The sequence below is a fragment of the Gandjariella thermophila genome, from assembly GCF_005405885.1.
Taxonomy (GTDB): domain Bacteria; phylum Actinomycetota; class Actinomycetes; order Mycobacteriales; family Pseudonocardiaceae; genus Gandjariella; species Gandjariella thermophila.
Genome location: NZ_BJFL01000014.1, coordinates 40896 through 55082, shown reverse-complemented (window position 1 = coordinate 55082; position 14187 = coordinate 40896). Strand labels below are relative to the sequence as shown.

At 71.7% G+C, this 14187-nt stretch carries 16 protein-coding genes; 4 read left to right on the top strand and 12 right to left on the bottom strand.

From position 1 onward, the window contains the following. The 4 genes from FFT21_RS15155 to FFT21_RS15140 all read right to left on the bottom strand — a co-directional run bounded on the left by FFT21_RS15155 (nucleotide 1) and on the right by FFT21_RS15140 (nucleotide 3388). Nucleotides 1-1434 (bottom strand): amino acid permease, encoded by a 1434-nt coding sequence (locus tag FFT21_RS15155; protein WP_137814514.1) that lies wholly within the window; start codon nucleotides 1432-1434, stop codon nucleotides 1-3. Nucleotides 1435-1628: 194 nt separating this feature from the next. Continuing rightward, on the bottom strand, nucleotides 1629-2030 hold the full coding sequence (locus tag FFT21_RS15150; RefSeq protein WP_137814513.1) for a type II toxin-antitoxin system VapC family toxin: 402 nt from the start codon (nucleotides 2028-2030) through the stop codon (nucleotides 1629-1631). Beyond that, complete coding sequence (locus tag FFT21_RS15145; protein WP_137814512.1) at nucleotides 2023-2262, bottom strand: FitA-like ribbon-helix-helix domain-containing protein; 240 nt, start codon at nucleotides 2260-2262, stop codon at nucleotides 2023-2025. The genes FFT21_RS15150 and FFT21_RS15145 overlap by 8 nt, the downstream gene beginning before the upstream one ends. Before the next feature lie 160 nt (nucleotides 2263-2422). Continuing rightward, a complete protein-coding gene (locus FFT21_RS15140) occupies nucleotides 2423-3388 on the bottom strand; it encodes a zinc-binding dehydrogenase (protein ID WP_137814511.1) in 966 nt (321 codons plus the stop codon). Between the two features lie 79 nt (nucleotides 3389-3467). Here FFT21_RS15140 and FFT21_RS15135 point away from each other — a divergent pair, with 79 nt between their 5' ends. The 4 genes from FFT21_RS15135 (at nucleotide 3468) to FFT21_RS15120 (ending at nucleotide 6726) form a co-directional block, all read left to right on the top strand. Next, nucleotides 3468-3662, top strand: a complete 195-nt coding sequence (locus FFT21_RS15135) for a hypothetical protein (RefSeq protein WP_137814510.1) — start codon at nucleotides 3468-3470, stop codon at nucleotides 3660-3662. A gap of 16 nt (nucleotides 3663-3678) precedes the next feature. Next, nucleotides 3679-4119 carry a guanyl-specific ribonuclease gene (locus FFT21_RS15130; RefSeq protein ID WP_137814509.1) on the top strand — a complete coding sequence of 147 codons (441 nt, stop codon included), beginning with the start codon at nucleotides 3679-3681 and terminating at the stop codon, nucleotides 4117-4119. Nucleotides 4120-4313: 194 nt separating this feature from the next. Further along, on the top strand, nucleotides 4314-4673 hold the full coding sequence (locus FFT21_RS15125; RefSeq protein ID WP_137814508.1) for a barstar family protein: 360 nt from the start codon (nucleotides 4314-4316) through the stop codon (nucleotides 4671-4673). Between the two features lie 205 nt (nucleotides 4674-4878). Next, nucleotides 4879-6726 carry a multicopper oxidase family protein gene (locus FFT21_RS15120; RefSeq protein ID WP_137814507.1) on the top strand — a complete coding sequence of 616 codons (1848 nt, stop codon included), beginning with the start codon at nucleotides 4879-4881 and terminating at the stop codon, nucleotides 6724-6726. Here FFT21_RS15120 and FFT21_RS15115 read toward each other — a convergent pair. From FFT21_RS15115 to cysD, 8 genes are all read right to left on the bottom strand, one after another. Continuing rightward, nucleotides 6723-7496, bottom strand: coding sequence for an enoyl-CoA hydratase-related protein (locus FFT21_RS15115; protein ID WP_137814506.1), 774 nt, complete (start codon nucleotides 7494-7496; stop codon nucleotides 6723-6725). The genes FFT21_RS15120 and FFT21_RS15115 overlap by 4 nt on opposite strands. A gap of 33 nt (nucleotides 7497-7529) precedes the next feature. Beyond that, nucleotides 7530-8090: a Uma2 family endonuclease gene (locus FFT21_RS15110; RefSeq protein ID WP_137814505.1), complete on the bottom strand. Its 561-nt coding sequence runs from the start codon at nucleotides 8088-8090 to the stop codon at nucleotides 7530-7532. 214 nt (nucleotides 8091-8304) lie between these two features. Further along, a complete protein-coding gene (locus tag FFT21_RS15105; protein WP_137814504.1) occupies nucleotides 8305-9072 on the bottom strand; it encodes a sirohydrochlorin chelatase in 768 nt (255 codons plus the stop codon). Further along, nucleotides 9069-10001 carry an ABC transporter permease gene (locus FFT21_RS15100; RefSeq protein WP_137814503.1) on the bottom strand — a complete coding sequence of 311 codons (933 nt, stop codon included), beginning with the start codon at nucleotides 9999-10001 and terminating at the stop codon, nucleotides 9069-9071. Before FFT21_RS15100 ends, FFT21_RS15105 begins: the two co-directional genes overlap by 4 nt. Beyond that, the gene (locus tag FFT21_RS15095; RefSeq protein ID WP_137814502.1) at nucleotides 9988-10776 is read right to left on the bottom strand and encodes an ABC transporter ATP-binding protein; all 789 of its coding nucleotides are present in this window, start codon (nucleotides 10774-10776) and stop codon (nucleotides 9988-9990) included. The genes FFT21_RS15100 and FFT21_RS15095 overlap by 14 nt, the downstream gene beginning before the upstream one ends. Nucleotides 10777-10812: 36 nt before the next feature. After that, complete coding sequence (locus FFT21_RS15090) at nucleotides 10813-11895, bottom strand: ABC transporter substrate-binding protein (RefSeq protein WP_137814501.1); 1083 nt, start codon at nucleotides 11893-11895, stop codon at nucleotides 10813-10815. 30 nt (nucleotides 11896-11925) lie between these two features. Next, nucleotides 11926-13251 (bottom strand): sulfate adenylyltransferase subunit 1, encoded by a 1326-nt coding sequence (locus FFT21_RS15085; protein WP_137814500.1) that lies wholly within the window; start codon nucleotides 13249-13251, stop codon nucleotides 11926-11928. Further along, nucleotides 13251-14180 (bottom strand): sulfate adenylyltransferase subunit CysD, encoded by a 930-nt coding sequence (gene cysD / locus FFT21_RS15080; protein WP_137814499.1) that lies wholly within the window; start codon nucleotides 14178-14180, stop codon nucleotides 13251-13253. Before cysD ends, FFT21_RS15085 begins: the two co-directional genes overlap by 1 nt. Nucleotides 14181-14187 lie beyond the last annotated feature (7 nt).

The following is a 14187-nucleotide window of genomic DNA, read 5'->3' as shown; positions in this document are numbered from 1 at the left end:
TCAGCGGGTGGGCGTGACCTCGTGCTCGCTGGCGAGCAGCGAGCGCCGCCGGCTGTAGCCGAAGTAGATCACCATGCCGATGGCGAACCACACCGCGAACCGGAGCCAGGTCACCGGCTCCAGGAAGGTGATCAGCCACAGGGAGAACAGCACGCCGATGGCCGGCACGATCGGCATACCGGGGCAGCGGAACGTGCGCGGCAGGTCGGGCCGGCGGTAGCGCAGCACGATCACCGCGACGCAGACCACCACGAACGCCAGCAGGATGCCGATGTTGGTCAGTTCGGCGGCCTCCTTGATCGGCAGCACGCCGGCGATCACGGCGGACACCACGCCCACGATCCAGGTGACCCGGTGCGGCACCTTGCGCTCCGGGTGGGTGTGCGCGAACCAGCGCGGCAGCAGCCCGTCCCGGCTCATCGAGAACCAGACCCGGGTGACGCCGAGCATGAACGTGAACATCACGGTGAGGATGCCGACGATCGCGCCGACCGCGATCACGCTGGCCACCCCGGACAGGCCGACCGAGGCGAACGCGTTGGCGAACCCGGCCTTCGGGTTGATGTCCGTGTACTTCTGCATGCCGGTGAGCACCAGGCAGGCCAGCACGTAGAGCACCATCGAGATGCCCAGCGAGTAGACGATCGCCTTCGGCATGTGCCGGTGCGCGTCCCGGGACTCCTCCGCCGCGGTGGACATGGCGTCGTAGCCGAACACGGCGAAGAACACCGTGGCCGCGCCGGTCACCGCGCCCCCGACGCCGAACGGGAAGAACGGCGTGTAGTTGCCGCCCTTGACGTAGGCGAACCCGACCACGATCACCACCAGCACCACGGCGACCTTCAATCCCACCACGAAGGTCTCGAACCGGGCCGCGCTCCTGATGCCCCGGTTGAGCAGGTAGGCGATGAGCAGGCACAGCACGGCGGCGAACAGGTCGATCCGGTGACCCGGCCCGGTGCCCGGGGCGCCGAGCATCCACGCCGGCAGATGCACGCCGAGTTGGTCGAGCAGGAAGCCGAAGTACCCGGAGATGCCGATGGCGACCACCGCCACGATCGCCGTGTACTCCAGCAGCAGGTCCCAGCCGATGAACCAGCCGACGATCTCGCCGAGCACGGCGTAGCCGTAGGTGTAGGCGGAACCCGCCTTGGGGATCAGCCCGGCGAACTCCGCGTACGAGAACGCGGCTGCCGCGCTGGCGATCCCGGCGATGAGGAACGACACCAGCACCGCCGGCCCGGCCGAGCCGTTGGCCACCGCGCCGGCCAGCGAGAAGATGCCCGCGCCGATGATCCCGCCGATCCCGATCGCGGTCAGTTGCCACAGCCCCAGCGTCCGCCTGAGGTCACCGTCCGTCCGCGTGTCGCTGATCTGTTCGATCGGCTTGCGACGGAACACCCCGGTACCCGGCCCGAGTCCCGCAGTTGTCATGCCATGCCTCCGAGTCCTCCCAAAGTTTGGGCGAACCCTACGGAGCACGCGACCGGAAGCGGTTTGTTCAACTCGACCAAATCCCCGCGCCCCGGTTGTCAGACCCGACCATGGTCTCCGAGCGGCCACCAGCGCGGTCGATCATCCTGGCCCGGGATCGCTGACGTCAGGCACACACCGGCTGCACGCGACGGTCAGCCGACAAGAGCTACCTCGCACGGTAGACCGGGTGTCTTGCCGAGGCGGCCGTCGCCGGTGAGTAGCGGCACGTCCAATACCGTGGCCAGCGCTACGTACAATGCGTCATAAAAGCTGATTGCGTGACGCAGTTCCCAGGCCTTGTCCGCAATCCCTCCCGTGTGCGGGTAGCGATAGTCAATCATTTCCGACAGGGCGCGCAGCCCGGCACGCGCGGTGGCCTCGCTGATCTCGCCGCGACGCTCACCACGCCGGAGGACGTGTCCGACCTCGGCGTCGAGCAGGTGCGGCGCGTGGCAGGTCGCCTCGGCGATCCGTTTGTGCGCAGCGATGCCGACGGCATCCTTGCGGCCCACAGCGCTGACTACGGCAGATGCGTCCACGACATATTCACTCACCCCGCAGCTCCCGCAAGCCGGAATGGATGGTGTCCTCGCTCAGCCCGGGTCCTGGGTCGGCGGCCAGCGCCTGCTCGACCGCGGCCATGAGCTCAGCCTTGTCGCGTCGCCGCGCCATCACGATCAACTGCTCACGCATATAGGACTGCAGTGACTTGCCGGCCGCCTGCGCCCGCCGACGGTATGTCTCGGCTACGTCGTCCGGAAGGTCCCGTACCTGGATAGTCGCCATAACGCTACTGTAGCGCAGCAACAGCGCAGTTTTCGCGCTAACCAAGGTCAGGTGCCGAGCTGGCGTCCGCAGCGACGACCGGACCACGAGCAGCCGGCCGAGCGGCACGGCGCGGTCGGCCGGGGCGTACGTGCTGCCCCGGTGCGCCGCTGGACCGGAGTCAGCGGGTCAGGACGATCTTGCCGGCGGTCTCGCCTTCGAGCATGTTCCGCAGCCCTTCCTCGGCGCGGTCCATCGGCAGCTCGGCGCCGATCTGTGGGCGCACCCCGGACTGCTCGCAGAACCGCAGCAGGTCGACCAGTTCGTCCCGGGTGCCCATGGTGGAGCCGACCACCCGCAGTTGCAGGAAGAACAGCCGCTGCAACTCGGCCGCGGTGGCATCGCCGCTGGTGGCGCCGGAGATGACCACGGTGCCGCCCGGCTTGAGCGACTTCATCGAGTGCGACCAGGTGGCCTTGCCGACCGTCTCGAACACGGCGTCCACCCGCTCCGGCAGCCGGGTACCCGGCTCGAACGTCTCGTGCGCGCCCAGCCGCTCGGCCAGCTTGCGCTTCTCCTCCGACCGCCCGGTCACCCACACCCGCATGCCGGCCGCCCGGCCCAGCTCGACCAGCGCGGTGGACACGCCGCCGGAGGCGCCCTGCACCAGCATGGTCTGCCCGGGCCGCAGGCCCGACTTGACGAACAGCATCCGGTACGCGGTCAGCCAGGCGGTGCCCATGCACGCGGCCTCGGTGAAGGACAGCCCGGCCGGCTTGGGCACCGCGTTGCGGGCCGGGACGACCACGGTCTCCGCGAAGGTGCCCTGGTGCTTCTCGGTGAGCAGGGTGCGCCTGGGGTCCAGCGTCTCGTCGCCCACCCAGTTCGGGTCGCCGATCACCGAGTGGATCACCACCTCGGTGCCGTCCGGCAGCACGCCCGCGCCGTCGCAGCCGAGGATCATCGGGAACTGCTCGGGCTTGATGCCCACGCCGCGCAGCGTCCACAGGTCGTGCATGTTCACGCTGGCGGCGCGCACGGACACCGGCACCCAGCCGTCCGGCACCTCCGGCTCCGGCCGCTCGCCGACCACCAGCGCGGCCAGCGGATCCTCACGGTTTGGTTCTGCGGCGTACACGGCGAACATGCCGGCAACTTACCCACCGCGTCGGAACGTCCGCCATGAAACCGCTCACTCGAAAACGGCGACCGGTAGGCTCGGTGGCGTGCTGCAGGCGGTGCTCGACTGGTGGGACGGGGTGGCCCTGTGGGTGGCCCAGATCGCGTTCCCGCTCCAGTTCGCGCTGGTCATGCTCGTGCTGCTGCCGCTGTGCCTGGGCGGGGCGTGGCTGATCGACCGGGTGGTGGACCGGGCTTCGCCGCTGGCCGGGCGGCTCAGGGACCCTTCCCGCCGAACATGAGGATGATTCGTAAGCTTTGCCGGTGACCTCCTCGCGCAGGCGCGTCACCATCGCGCTGATCGGTCTGGTCGCGCTGGTGATCGGCGGGTGGCTGGCCCGGGACCTGACCCGCGGTACGGGGCAGCAGGAGCGTCCGCCGGCATCCGCGCCGGCCACCGCGCCCGGCCGGACCGGGATTCCGGTGCGCCCGCTGTCGTCGCTACCGCCGCAGGCGGCGCAGACCTGGGCGCTGATCCAGCGGGGCGGGCCGTTCCCGTCCTCGCACGACGGCGTGGTGTTCGAGAACCGCGAGCATCGGCTGCCCGGCGAGCCGTCCGGCTACTACCACGAGTACACCGTGCCGACGCCGGGCAGCGACGACCGCGGCAGCCGGCGGTTGATCACCGGGGCGCACCACGAGTTGTACTACACCGGGGACCACTACCAGACGTTCGTGGCGGTCGACCCGGCACACTGACAGCCTGTTCCGGAACTGGACCGACCTGCGATGCTGAGTTGCGGAACGCGCCGGGGCGAAGCCCCTGCGATCGTGGGGGTGGGGCAAGCCACCAGGACAAACCGGAGTGTGCCATATCACCTGCGAGCCCCGGCGACACGATCGCGGCGCGCGTTCTCGGAACAGGCACTGACAGCCGCGGAAGGGGGCACGGGATGGAGCCGGCGGGGGAGACGACCGCCCGCGAGGCGGTGGCCGAGGCCGAGCGGCGCGGCGCGCACCCGCACCGGGTGGACGGCCTGGCCATGCCGGGCAAGGCGGCCGCGCTGGACGCCATCGCGCGGGCGCTGTCCTTCCCGAGCTACTTCGGCCGCAACCTCGACGCCCTGTACGACTGCCTCACCGACCTGTCCTGGTTGCCGGCGGGGGAGCACGTGCTGGTCTGGTCTCACCCGGAGGTGTTGCGGGACGGCGACCCGGCCGGCTACGACGGGGTGACCGCCACACTCCGGGACGCGGTCGCCGCTGGCGGCGGCCCGGACCGCCCGCTCCGCGTGGTCGTCACCGTGCACTGACCGCCCGGAGGACTGAACGGTGTCCGCCCGGACGAGCTAAACAGCTCACTCGGTGGCATGGCCCTTGCTTGATTATCCGGGACCGCGGGCAAAGCCTGTGGAGAGCGAATTACTCTGAACTGGCGGCGGCGCGGGTCATTCGTAACCCGCTGATTAATCGATAGCGCGCATCCCCTGGTGCCCGGCTTGTCGAGGAGGCAGGGCCATGACCGAGCGGATTACCAGAGCCGACATGCCCCAGGTCCCCGGCGGTAACGGTATGGGGACCGCGCCTACCGGCCCGGCGAGCGTTTCTTCCCCGGCGCTCGCCAAATACGTCGACCCACTGCCGATACCGCCCGTGGTACCCGCGAACCTGATCGACTTTCCGGGTGCGGCGTACTACGAGATGTCGATACGGCAGCGTTCCTGGCAGTTCCACCGTGACCTGGGGGTGGCACGGACCTGGGGGTACTGGGCGGTGAACCCGCTGGACCGGCGGTATCCCGTCGGCATGGGGTATCTCGGGCCGACCATCGACGCGCACAGCCAGCGGCCGGTCGTCGTTCGATTCGTGAACCAGCTACCGACCAGCCACCTGCTGCGGGAATCGGTGGACGTGACACTGTGGGAGAACCTGCCGGGGGTGGCGCCCGATCCGCCGGGCGGGAGAAGCCCGAACACCTTTCCCGAGTTTCCGCCCGGCAACGTCTGGTGCACCACGCACCTGCACGGCGGGTTCGTTCCCGCGCAGTTCAGCGGCCATCCGTTGTCCTGGTTCACGCCGGACGGCGAGCACGGCCCCAAATACGCGTCCTGGCACCGGCCGAGGACCAATGAGGCCGTCTACGTCTATCCCAACACGCAGCCGGCCGCGACCCTCTGGTACCACGACAACGCGATGGCGGTCAGCCGGCTCAACGTCTATGCCGGGCTGGCCGGGCTTTACCTCGTTCGGGACGGCATCGAGGATCTGCTCGGGCTGCCCCGGCGCGCCTTCGAGGTGCCGCTGCTGATCCAGGACCGCACCTTCCGCCCGGACGGGTCGCTCAGCTATCCGGCAGTCGGGACCAGCGACCGGCACCCGCGGTGGGTGCCCGAGTTCCTCGGCGACACCCCGGTCGTCAACGGGCGGGCCTACCCGTTCCTGGACGTGGAGCCGCGGCGGTACCGGCTGCGCGTGGTCAACGGCTCGAACGCGCGGTGGTACGACCTGTCTTTCGACGACGGTTCCGGGCGGCTGCCGTTCTGGCTGATCGCCGGCGACCAGGGGCTGGTCACCCAGCCGGTGCGGATGACCATGATGCTGCTGGCCCCCGGCGAGCGGGCGGATGTGATCGTCGACTTCACCGAGGTCGCCGGCGGGCAGGTCAGGCTGGCCAACAGCGCCCCGGCGCCCTACCCGGGCGGGGGCGGCCCGGAACTGCCCGAGATCATGCTGTTCCGGGTGGGCCGGGAGCGCTCTGAGCCGGAGCGCTCCACCGCGCCCGACCGGCTCGCCCCGCCGCCGATCCCGCCGCTGGTGGCCGCGCCCGGCGTGCGGGTGCGCGACGTGGTGCTCGGCGAGGACGCCGATCCCGTCACCGGTGACACGCTGCACGCCCTGCTCAACCAGCGGTGGTTCTTCGAACCGGTCGAGGAGGAACCCCGGGCGGGCACCACCGAGGTGTGGCAGTTCGCCAACCTCACCGCCGCCGCCCTGCCGGTGCACCTGGACCTGGTGCGCTTCCAGGTGCTGGACCGGCGGGTGCTGGACGTGCCCCGGTACACCGCCGCCTGCCTGCGCTGGGCCGCGGCCGGCCGGAACCGGGCCACCCGGCCGAGGGTGGGCGACTACGTGCGGGGCGCGCCGGTACCGCCCGCCCCCGAGGAGGCCGGCTGGAAGGACACGGTGAAGACCTACGGCGGGATGGTGACCCGCGTGATCGCCACCTTCGACGTGCCGCACGCCGTGTTCGGCCACCCGGCCACCGGTACCCGGCTGCCCGCCGAGTACACCTACCGCTGTTCCACGCTGGAACGGCAGGACAACGAGATGATGCGGCCCTTTCGGGTGGTCGACCCGTCCAGTTAGTCGGCGGGCACCCAACTGGGCTTGCGCTTCTCCCGGAACGCGGCGATGCCCTCCTGGCCTTCGGCGCCGGCGAAGTGCTTCGCGGAGAACTCCAGCATCGCGGCGAAGTCCGCGGCCAGGCTGTCCGCCCGCGTGCGGCGAAGCATCTCCTTGGTGGCGGCCAGCGCGTTCGGCGCGCCGAGCACCAGCATGTCGGTGTAGCGGCGGACCTCGGCGTCCAGGTCCTCGGCGGGTACCGCCGAATTGACCAGCCCGATGGCCGCGGCCCGCTCGGCGTCGAAGGTTTCGCCGGTGAGGAACAGTTCGTGCGCGGCGCGCGGCAGCAGCCGGGGCAGCACGGTCACCGAGATCACCGCCGGCACCACGCCGATGCGCACCTCGCTGAACGCGAAGGTCGCGGAGTGCGCCGCCACCGCGATGTCGCACGCGGCGACCAGCCCGACGCCGCCCGCCCGCGCCGGCCCGGCCAGCCGGGCCACCACCGGCTTGGGCGACGTCCAGATGCGTTGCAGGATCGCCGGGAACTCGTTCACGCCCTGCCGCTCGGCCCCGGCGCCGCTGGCCTCCTTGAGGTCCATGCCGGAGCAGAACACCGGCCCGGTGTGGGTGAGCACGACGACGCGCACCGCGCTGTCCGCGATGGCGGCGTCCAGGCGCTCGGTCAGTTCGCGACGCAACTGGGCGGACAGCGCGTTGCGGTTGTGCGGCGAGTCCAGCGTGATCGTCGCGACGCCGCGGTGCACCTCGTCGTGGACCAACTCGTCAGCCATGGGGTGCAGGTTAACCGCGCCGTGGCTGGGCACTCAGGGCGCCAACTCGCCCAGATCGATGTCCACCGGCACCGGCGCCCCGGTCACCCGTACCAAACCGGAGCCGGCCAGCGGCTCTTCCATATACCGGCCACCCTCGAGTCGGCAGGCACGCAGCTTCCCGTCGGCGACTTCCCACAGGAAAGGCACGCCCGCCCCCGCGTACGCCGCCAGCTTCGTTTCCCGCTCACTGCGGGAGTTCCCGGGGCTCCACACCTCCACCACCAGTTCCAGGGCGTCAGCGGGGAAGTTGGTGCCCACCGGGCGGCGGTTGAGCACGGCCACATCAGGAATGAGCGCCGTGCGCAGCGCCGTGGATATTTCCACGCCGATCCCGGTCACCGGGAACAGGTCCGAACGGCCAGCGGCGCGCACCGCCTGCCGCAAGGAGTGGCACAGGGTGTCGGTGGCCCACTGATGCTGGCCGGTCGGTGGTGGCGTCACGACCCAGTACCCCCAGATCAGCTCAAGACGACCGCCGTCTGCTGGCGCGTCGGCGGCCAGCCAGTCGTCGATCGTATTCGGGCCGATCGGGTGGTCCAGCGCTGCGGTCACCAGCACCCTCCCCTCCACTGCTTCTGACGCGAGTCTAGCCGGGACAATCTGTTTCAGGTGGTGCCTGGGGATCCCACCAGCGTGGGGGTTGCGGGCGTCTCCGGCCATGTCAGCCATCGAAACGCCGTCACATCAGCCACCGACGTCACCACGCGACCTCACGTGCATGTGGATCGGCATCGGGTCGGTGCGGTAGCACCCGGGGGATCGCTCGCTAGGCGGCTGCGGGGCGGGCGAGGGCGTCGGCGTAGCGGTGCAGCACCACCTCGGCCACCTCGGGGTCGTTGCCCAGCGGCGCGGCCAGCACCGCGTCCGGGTCGGCGTCGAGAAGCTGGTCGGTCACCCGGTCCGGTAGCAGGCCGGGGGCGAGGAACCAGGAGGCCAGCGCGAAGCGGCGGGCACCGGCCGCGCGCAGCCGCCGCACCGCCGCCGGCACGTCCGGCTCGGCGGACGCGGCGAACGCGGCCACCGCGCCGGCCCAGCCCGCGCCGCTCGACCACCGGTTGGCCACCTCGGCCACCGCCTCGTTGGCCGGCGGGTAGGAGCAGCCGGCGCCGGCGAGGACCACGCCCATGCCCGGGTCGCCGGGCAGCACGCCGGCCTCGGCGAGCCGGCGCAGTGCGGCCGACTCCAGCCGTGGATCCGGCCCGAGCACCTCGGCGATCCGCACCGTCAGATCGGGGCAGCGGCGAAGCACCTCGGTCACCGCGCCGGGTACGTCCACGCGCGCGTGGTAGGCGCTGCCCAACAGCAGCGGCACCACGACCGCGTCGCGGTGCCCCTCGCCGTGCAACGCCACCAGCACGTCGCCCAGCCGGGGTGCGGACAGGTCCAGGAACGCGATGCGCACGTCCAGTTCCGGGCGCAGCGCGCGCACCACGTCGAGCAGATCCGTCACGGTCGCCGCGGACCGGGGATCGCGGCTGCCGTGCGCGACCGCGACAAGTGGCGGTCGGCCGGCGCCGGTGGGAAGGTCGATCACGGCAGCCCACCGAGGCCGCGGGCGCGCAGTACCGCCCGCTCCAGGGGTCGGAACGCCAGCAGCTCGACGGCGATGCCGACGATCAGGATGAGCAGGATCGCGGCGATCACGTTGGGCATCTCGCTCAGCGCCCGACCCTGCTCCAGGTAGGCGCCGAGGCCGAAGCCGAGTTTCGGGCCGACCGCGATCAGCTCGGCCGCCATCAGCGACCGCCAGGAGAACGCCCAACCCTGCTTGAGCCCGGCCAGGTAACCGGGCAGCGCGGCGGGCAGCAGGATGTGCCGGGCGGCGGCCAGCCGGCCGGCGCCGAGCACCTTGCCAACCCGGGGCAGGATCGGCGGGATCTGGTCGATCCCGGCGACCAGACCGTTGGTGATCGAGGGCACCGCGCCGAGCAGCACCACGCAGTAGATGGCCGCGTCGTTGAGCCCGAACCACAGCACCGCGGCCGGCACCCAGGCCACCGAGGGCAGGTTCTGCAGACCGGTGACCATCGGGCCGATCGCCGAGCGGACGAACGGCACCTTGGCGATCACCAGGCCGAGTGGGGTGGCCACCACGACCGCGATGAGGAAGCCGAACACCGCCCGGTGCAGCGAGGTCCACAGGATGCTGGCCGCCTGCCCGGAGGGCACCAGCGACCAGAACTCCTGCCACACCGCCAGCGGCGCCGGGAGCTTGTACTCGGGCCAGAACGCCGCCGCCCACAGCGCCTGCCAGACGGCGATCAGCACGACGATGGCGACCACCGGAGGCATGGCGGCGCGGGCGAACCGCCGCCAGGCCGGGACCGGCCGAGGCCCGGTCGGCGCGTCCAGCGCGTCCAGCCCGGCGCCGACCGAGTCCAGTTCGCCGTCCGGGGACGGCTGGGGCGACGGCTGCGGGGACGCGAGGCCGACGGTGGTCTCGGCGTCCTCAGGCCGCGGCATGGCTGCTGATCACCTCCCGGAGTGCCGCGTTGACCTCGTCCACCACCTGCTGCTCCTCGGACGGGGCCAGGCCGGTCACGGACCACTCGCGCACCACCCGGCCGGGCCGGGAGGACAGCAGCACCACCCGCTGGCCCAGCCGGACGGCCTCGCGCACGTCGTGCGTGACGAACAGCACCGCCGACCCGGTGGCCCGCCACACCCGCAGCAGCTCGCCCTGCAACACGTCCCGGGTGATCGCGTCCAGCGCGGCGAACGGCTCGTCCATCAGCAGCAGGCCGGAGCCTCGACCGTCCAGAGTGGACGCCAGGGCGCGGGCGAGGGCGACCCGCTGCCGCATGCCGCCGGACAGCTCGTGCGGCCGCTTGTTCCCGGCCCCGCTCAACCGGACCAGGTCCAGCAGCTCGGCGGTGCGCGCCCGCCGCTCGGCCCGGCCCGCGCCGGCCAGCCGCAGCGGCAGCTCCACGTTGCGCGCCGCGGTCAGCCACGGCATCAGCGCCGCCTCCTGGAACATCACCGCCGGGCGCGAGGTGCGCAGCTCGATGTCGCCCGCGGTCGGCTCGTCCAGCCGGGCGACCAGGTTCAGCAGGGTGGTCTTGCCGCACCCGGAGGCGCCGAGCAGGCAGACGAACTCGCCGGCACCGACCTCGAGGTCGACCCCGTCCAGCGCGGTCACGGCGGCGGCACCGTGCCCGAACACCTTGCGCACCCCGCCCAGCCGCACGGCCAGGTCGGTGTCGGTGCTCGGCACCGGGGCTTCGAGTGTGGCGGTCATTGCGGCCGTCCCTCCCAGTTCAGCGATTCGTGGTCGCTACTTCTTGTCCAGGCCCGCGGCGTCGACCTGCGGCTTCCCGGCTGCCCGCAGCACCCTGTTCAGCAGCGTGACGTCCACGAAGCCGGTGAGGTCGGGGGCGGTCTTGGTGACGCCCGCGGTCACCGAGTCCTTGGCGAGCTGCGGGAACTGCGCCGCCAGCGGGTCGGCGGTGAGTTCGATGTCGGCGAACGCCCGGTCCAGCACCGGCTGGCTGAGCCCCTTACCGGTGAACTTCTTGAGCTGGTCGTTGACCACGGTCTCGGCCTCGGCGTGGTTGCCGCCGGCGAAGTCCACCGCGTCCTGGGTGGCCCGCAGCAGCGCCTCCACCGTGGCCGGGTGCTCCTGCAGGAACTGGGTGCGCACGATCAGCACCGTGGTGGGGAACTTCCCGCCCGGCCACAGCGCCTTCTCCTCCTGCAGCACCTGCGCCCCGGCGTCCACCGCGAGCCGCGACGCCCACGGCTCCGGCAGCCAGCCGCCGTCGACCTGGCCGGAGCGGAACGCGTCGAAGGTCTGCGGGTTGTCCATCGCGGTGACGTGCACCTGGTCCGGGCCGTTGCCGATGGCCAGCCCCTTGCCGGCCAGCCACTTCTTCAGCGCGATGTCCTGGGTGTTACCGGTCTGCGGGGCGGTGATGGTCTTGCCCTTGAGCGCCTCGGGGCTGGTGATGCCGGGCTTGACGACGAGCTGTGCGCCGCCGGAGGTGGCCCCGGCGATCAGGCGGACGTCCTGGCCGTTCGACTTGGCGAACGCGTTGATCGCCGGCCCCGAGCCGATGAACGCGGCGTCCAGCGACCCGGAGAGCAGCGCGGTGACCTCCTCCGGGCCGGCGTTGAACTGCTGCGCGGTGAGCTTGGTGGCGCCCAGCTCCCTGGTGAAGAAGCCCTTCCCGTTGGCGATCAGCGCGGCGGCGTGGGTGACGTTGGGAAAGAACCCCAACCGCAGCTCCGTGGCCGGCCCCTGGTCGCCGGCCACGGCCTCGTCCCGGTGTGCCCGGGTACAACCGGCCAGCGCGGACAGCACGGCGAGCGCGGCGATCGTGATGGTCAGGGCGCGTGTCCTGCGCCGGGCGGGGCTCACGGTCGGGGGTCCTCCTGTCGATGCTGGCTGTTACGGGCCGGGGGTCAGCAGGGCCTGCTCGTCGGCGGCCGGCCGGCGGCCGGCGTCGTCGGGCACCGGCAGGGCGGCGCCGACCAGACCGGCGGCGAGCGTGCCGCCGTCCGAAGAATCGATCACGAGGAACGCGCCGGTGCGGCGGTTGGTGGTGTAGTCGTCCGCCGGAAGCGGCTCCGCGGTGCGCAGCAGCACCCGGCCGATGTCGTTGAGCTGCAACGACCCCGGAGCGTCCGCATAGGACAGCTTCTGCTCGTCGAACCGGGAAGCCAGGTCGGTGACGATCGCCGGAACGGTGCGGGTGCCATGCTTGACCAGCACCCGCGCACCGGGCCGCAGCGGCTTCTCGGCGAGCCAGCACAGCGTGGCGTCCAACTCGTCGGTGGGCTGCGGCACGCTCTCCGCGGCCACGATCATGTCGCCGCGCGAGATGTCCAGGTCGTCGGCGAGCAGCAGGGTGACCGAGCGGCCGGCCCTGGCCTCGGCGAGCGGGCCGTCCATGGTGTCGACGCGGGTCACCCGGGTGCGCAGACCGGCGGGCAGCACGACCACCTCGTCGCCCTCGCTGACCGTGCCGGCGGCGACCTGGCCGGCGTAGCCGCGGTAGTCCGGGTACTCCGCGCTGCGCGGCCGGATCACGTACTGCACCGGCATGCGGAACGGCACCTCGTGGGGGTCCGGTTGCACCGGCACCGTCTCCAGGTGCTCCAGCAGCGTGGGCCCGTCGTACCACGGGGTGTTCGCGGAGCGGTCCACCACGTTGTCCCCGTGCAGCGCGGACACCGGGATGGTGCGCACCGACGACTCGGCGTACCCGAGCGCGGTGGCGTGCGCGGTGAACTCCTTGGCTATCAGCCGGAACGCCGACTCGTCGTAGTCCACCAGGTCGATCTTGTTGACCGCGAGGACCAGGTGCGGCACGCCGAGCAGCGCGAGCACCGCGGCGTGCCGGCGGGTCTGCTCGACCACCCCGTTGCGCGCGTCCACCAGCAGCACGGCGAGCTGGGCGGTGGACGCCCCGGTCACCGTGTTCCGGGTGTACTGCACGTGGCCCGGGGTGTCGGCGAGCACGAAGGAGCGGCGCGGGGTGGCGAAGTACCGGTACGCCACGTCGATCGTGATGCCCTGCTCCCGCTCCGCCCGCAAGCCGTCCACCAGCAGGGACAGGTCCGGCACCTCGAGGCCGCGGTCGGCGCTGGCCCGCTGCACCGCGTCAAGCTGGTCGGCGAGCACGGACTTGGTGTCGTGTAGCAGCCGTCCGACCAGAGTGGACTTTCCGTCGTCCACGCTGCCCGCGGTGGCCAGCCTGAGCAAGTCCGACATCAGAAGTAGCCCTCCCGCTTCCGGTCCTCCATGGCCGCCTCGGACAGCCGATCATCCGCCCGGGTGGCGCCGCGCTCGGTGAGCCGGCTCGCCTGCACCTCGGCGATCACGTCCGCGACGGTGGCCGCGTTGGACTCCACCGCGCCGGTGCACGAACCGTCCCCGACCGTGCGGTAGCGGACGGTCTTGCGCTGCACGGTTTCGCCGTCGCGGGGACCGCCCCACGGCCCCGAGGTGAGCCACATGCCGTCCCGGCGGAAGACCTCGCGCTCGTGCGCGTAGTAGATGGACGGCAGCTCGATACCCTCCCTGGCGATGTAGCGCCACACGTCCAGCTCGGTCCAGTTGGACAGCGGGAACACCCGGACATGCTCCCCCGGGCGGTGCCGCCCGTTGTAGAGGTTCCACAGTTCGGGACGCTGCCGGCGCGGCTCCCATTGGCCGAAGGCGTTGCGCAGGCTGAAGATGCGCTCCTTGGCGCGGGCGCGTTCCTCGTCCCGGCGGCCGCCGCCGAACACCGCGTCGAAGCGGTGCTCGGCGATGGTGTCCAGCAGCGGCACGGTCTGCAGCGGGTTGCGGGTGCCGTCCGGGCGCTCCGCCAGCCGGCCGTCGTCGATCCAGTCCTGCACGTGCGCCACCACCAGCCGCAGCCCGTGCTCGGCGACCAGCCGGTCCCGGAACTCGATCACCTCGGGGAAGTTGTGCCCGGTGTCCACATGCAACAGCGGGAACGGCACCGGCGCCGGCCAGAACGCCTTGCGCGCCAGGTGAACCAGGACCGTGGAGTCCTTGCCGCCGGAGAACAGCACGACGGGCCGGTCGAACTCGCCGGCCACCTCGCGGAAGATGTGGATCGCCTCGGACTCCAGCGCCTCCAGGTCGTCCACGGCGGACCCGACCCCGGACGCCTGGGTCACGGTGCTTGTCATCGCAGCT

Excerpts from the sequence above, each read along its gene's own strand:
- FFT21_RS15155 (WP_137814514.1), bottom strand. The coding sequence starts at position 1,434 with ATGACAACTGCGGGACTCGGGCCGGGTACCGGGGTGTTCCGTCGCAAG.
- FFT21_RS15145 (WP_137814512.1), bottom strand. The coding sequence starts at position 2,262 with ATGGCGACTATCCAGGTACGGGACCTTCCGGACGACGTAGCCGAGACA.
- FFT21_RS15140 (WP_137814511.1), bottom strand. The coding sequence starts at position 3,388 with ATGTTCGCCGTGTACGCCGCAGAACCAAACCGTGAGGATCCGCTGGCC.
- FFT21_RS15125 (WP_137814508.1), top strand. The coding sequence starts at position 4,314 with ATGGAGCCGGCGGGGGAGACGACCGCCCGCGAGGCGGTGGCCGAGGCC.
- FFT21_RS15120 (WP_137814507.1), top strand. The coding sequence starts at position 4,879 with ATGACCGAGCGGATTACCAGAGCCGACATGCCCCAGGTCCCCGGCGGT.
- FFT21_RS15115 (WP_137814506.1), bottom strand. The coding sequence starts at position 7,496 with ATGGCTGACGAGTTGGTCCACGACGAGGTGCACCGCGGCGTCGCGACG.
- FFT21_RS15100 (WP_137814503.1), bottom strand. The coding sequence starts at position 10,001 with ATGCCGCGGCCTGAGGACGCCGAGACCACCGTCGGCCTCGCGTCCCCG.
- FFT21_RS15095 (WP_137814502.1), bottom strand. The coding sequence starts at position 10,776 with ATGACCGCCACACTCGAAGCCCCGGTGCCGAGCACCGACACCGACCTG.
- FFT21_RS15085 (WP_137814500.1), bottom strand. The coding sequence starts at position 13,251 with ATGTCGGACTTGCTCAGGCTGGCCACCGCGGGCAGCGTGGACGACGGA.
- cysD (WP_137814499.1), bottom strand. The coding sequence starts at position 14,180 with ATGACAAGCACCGTGACCCAGGCGTCCGGGGTCGGGTCCGCCGTGGAC.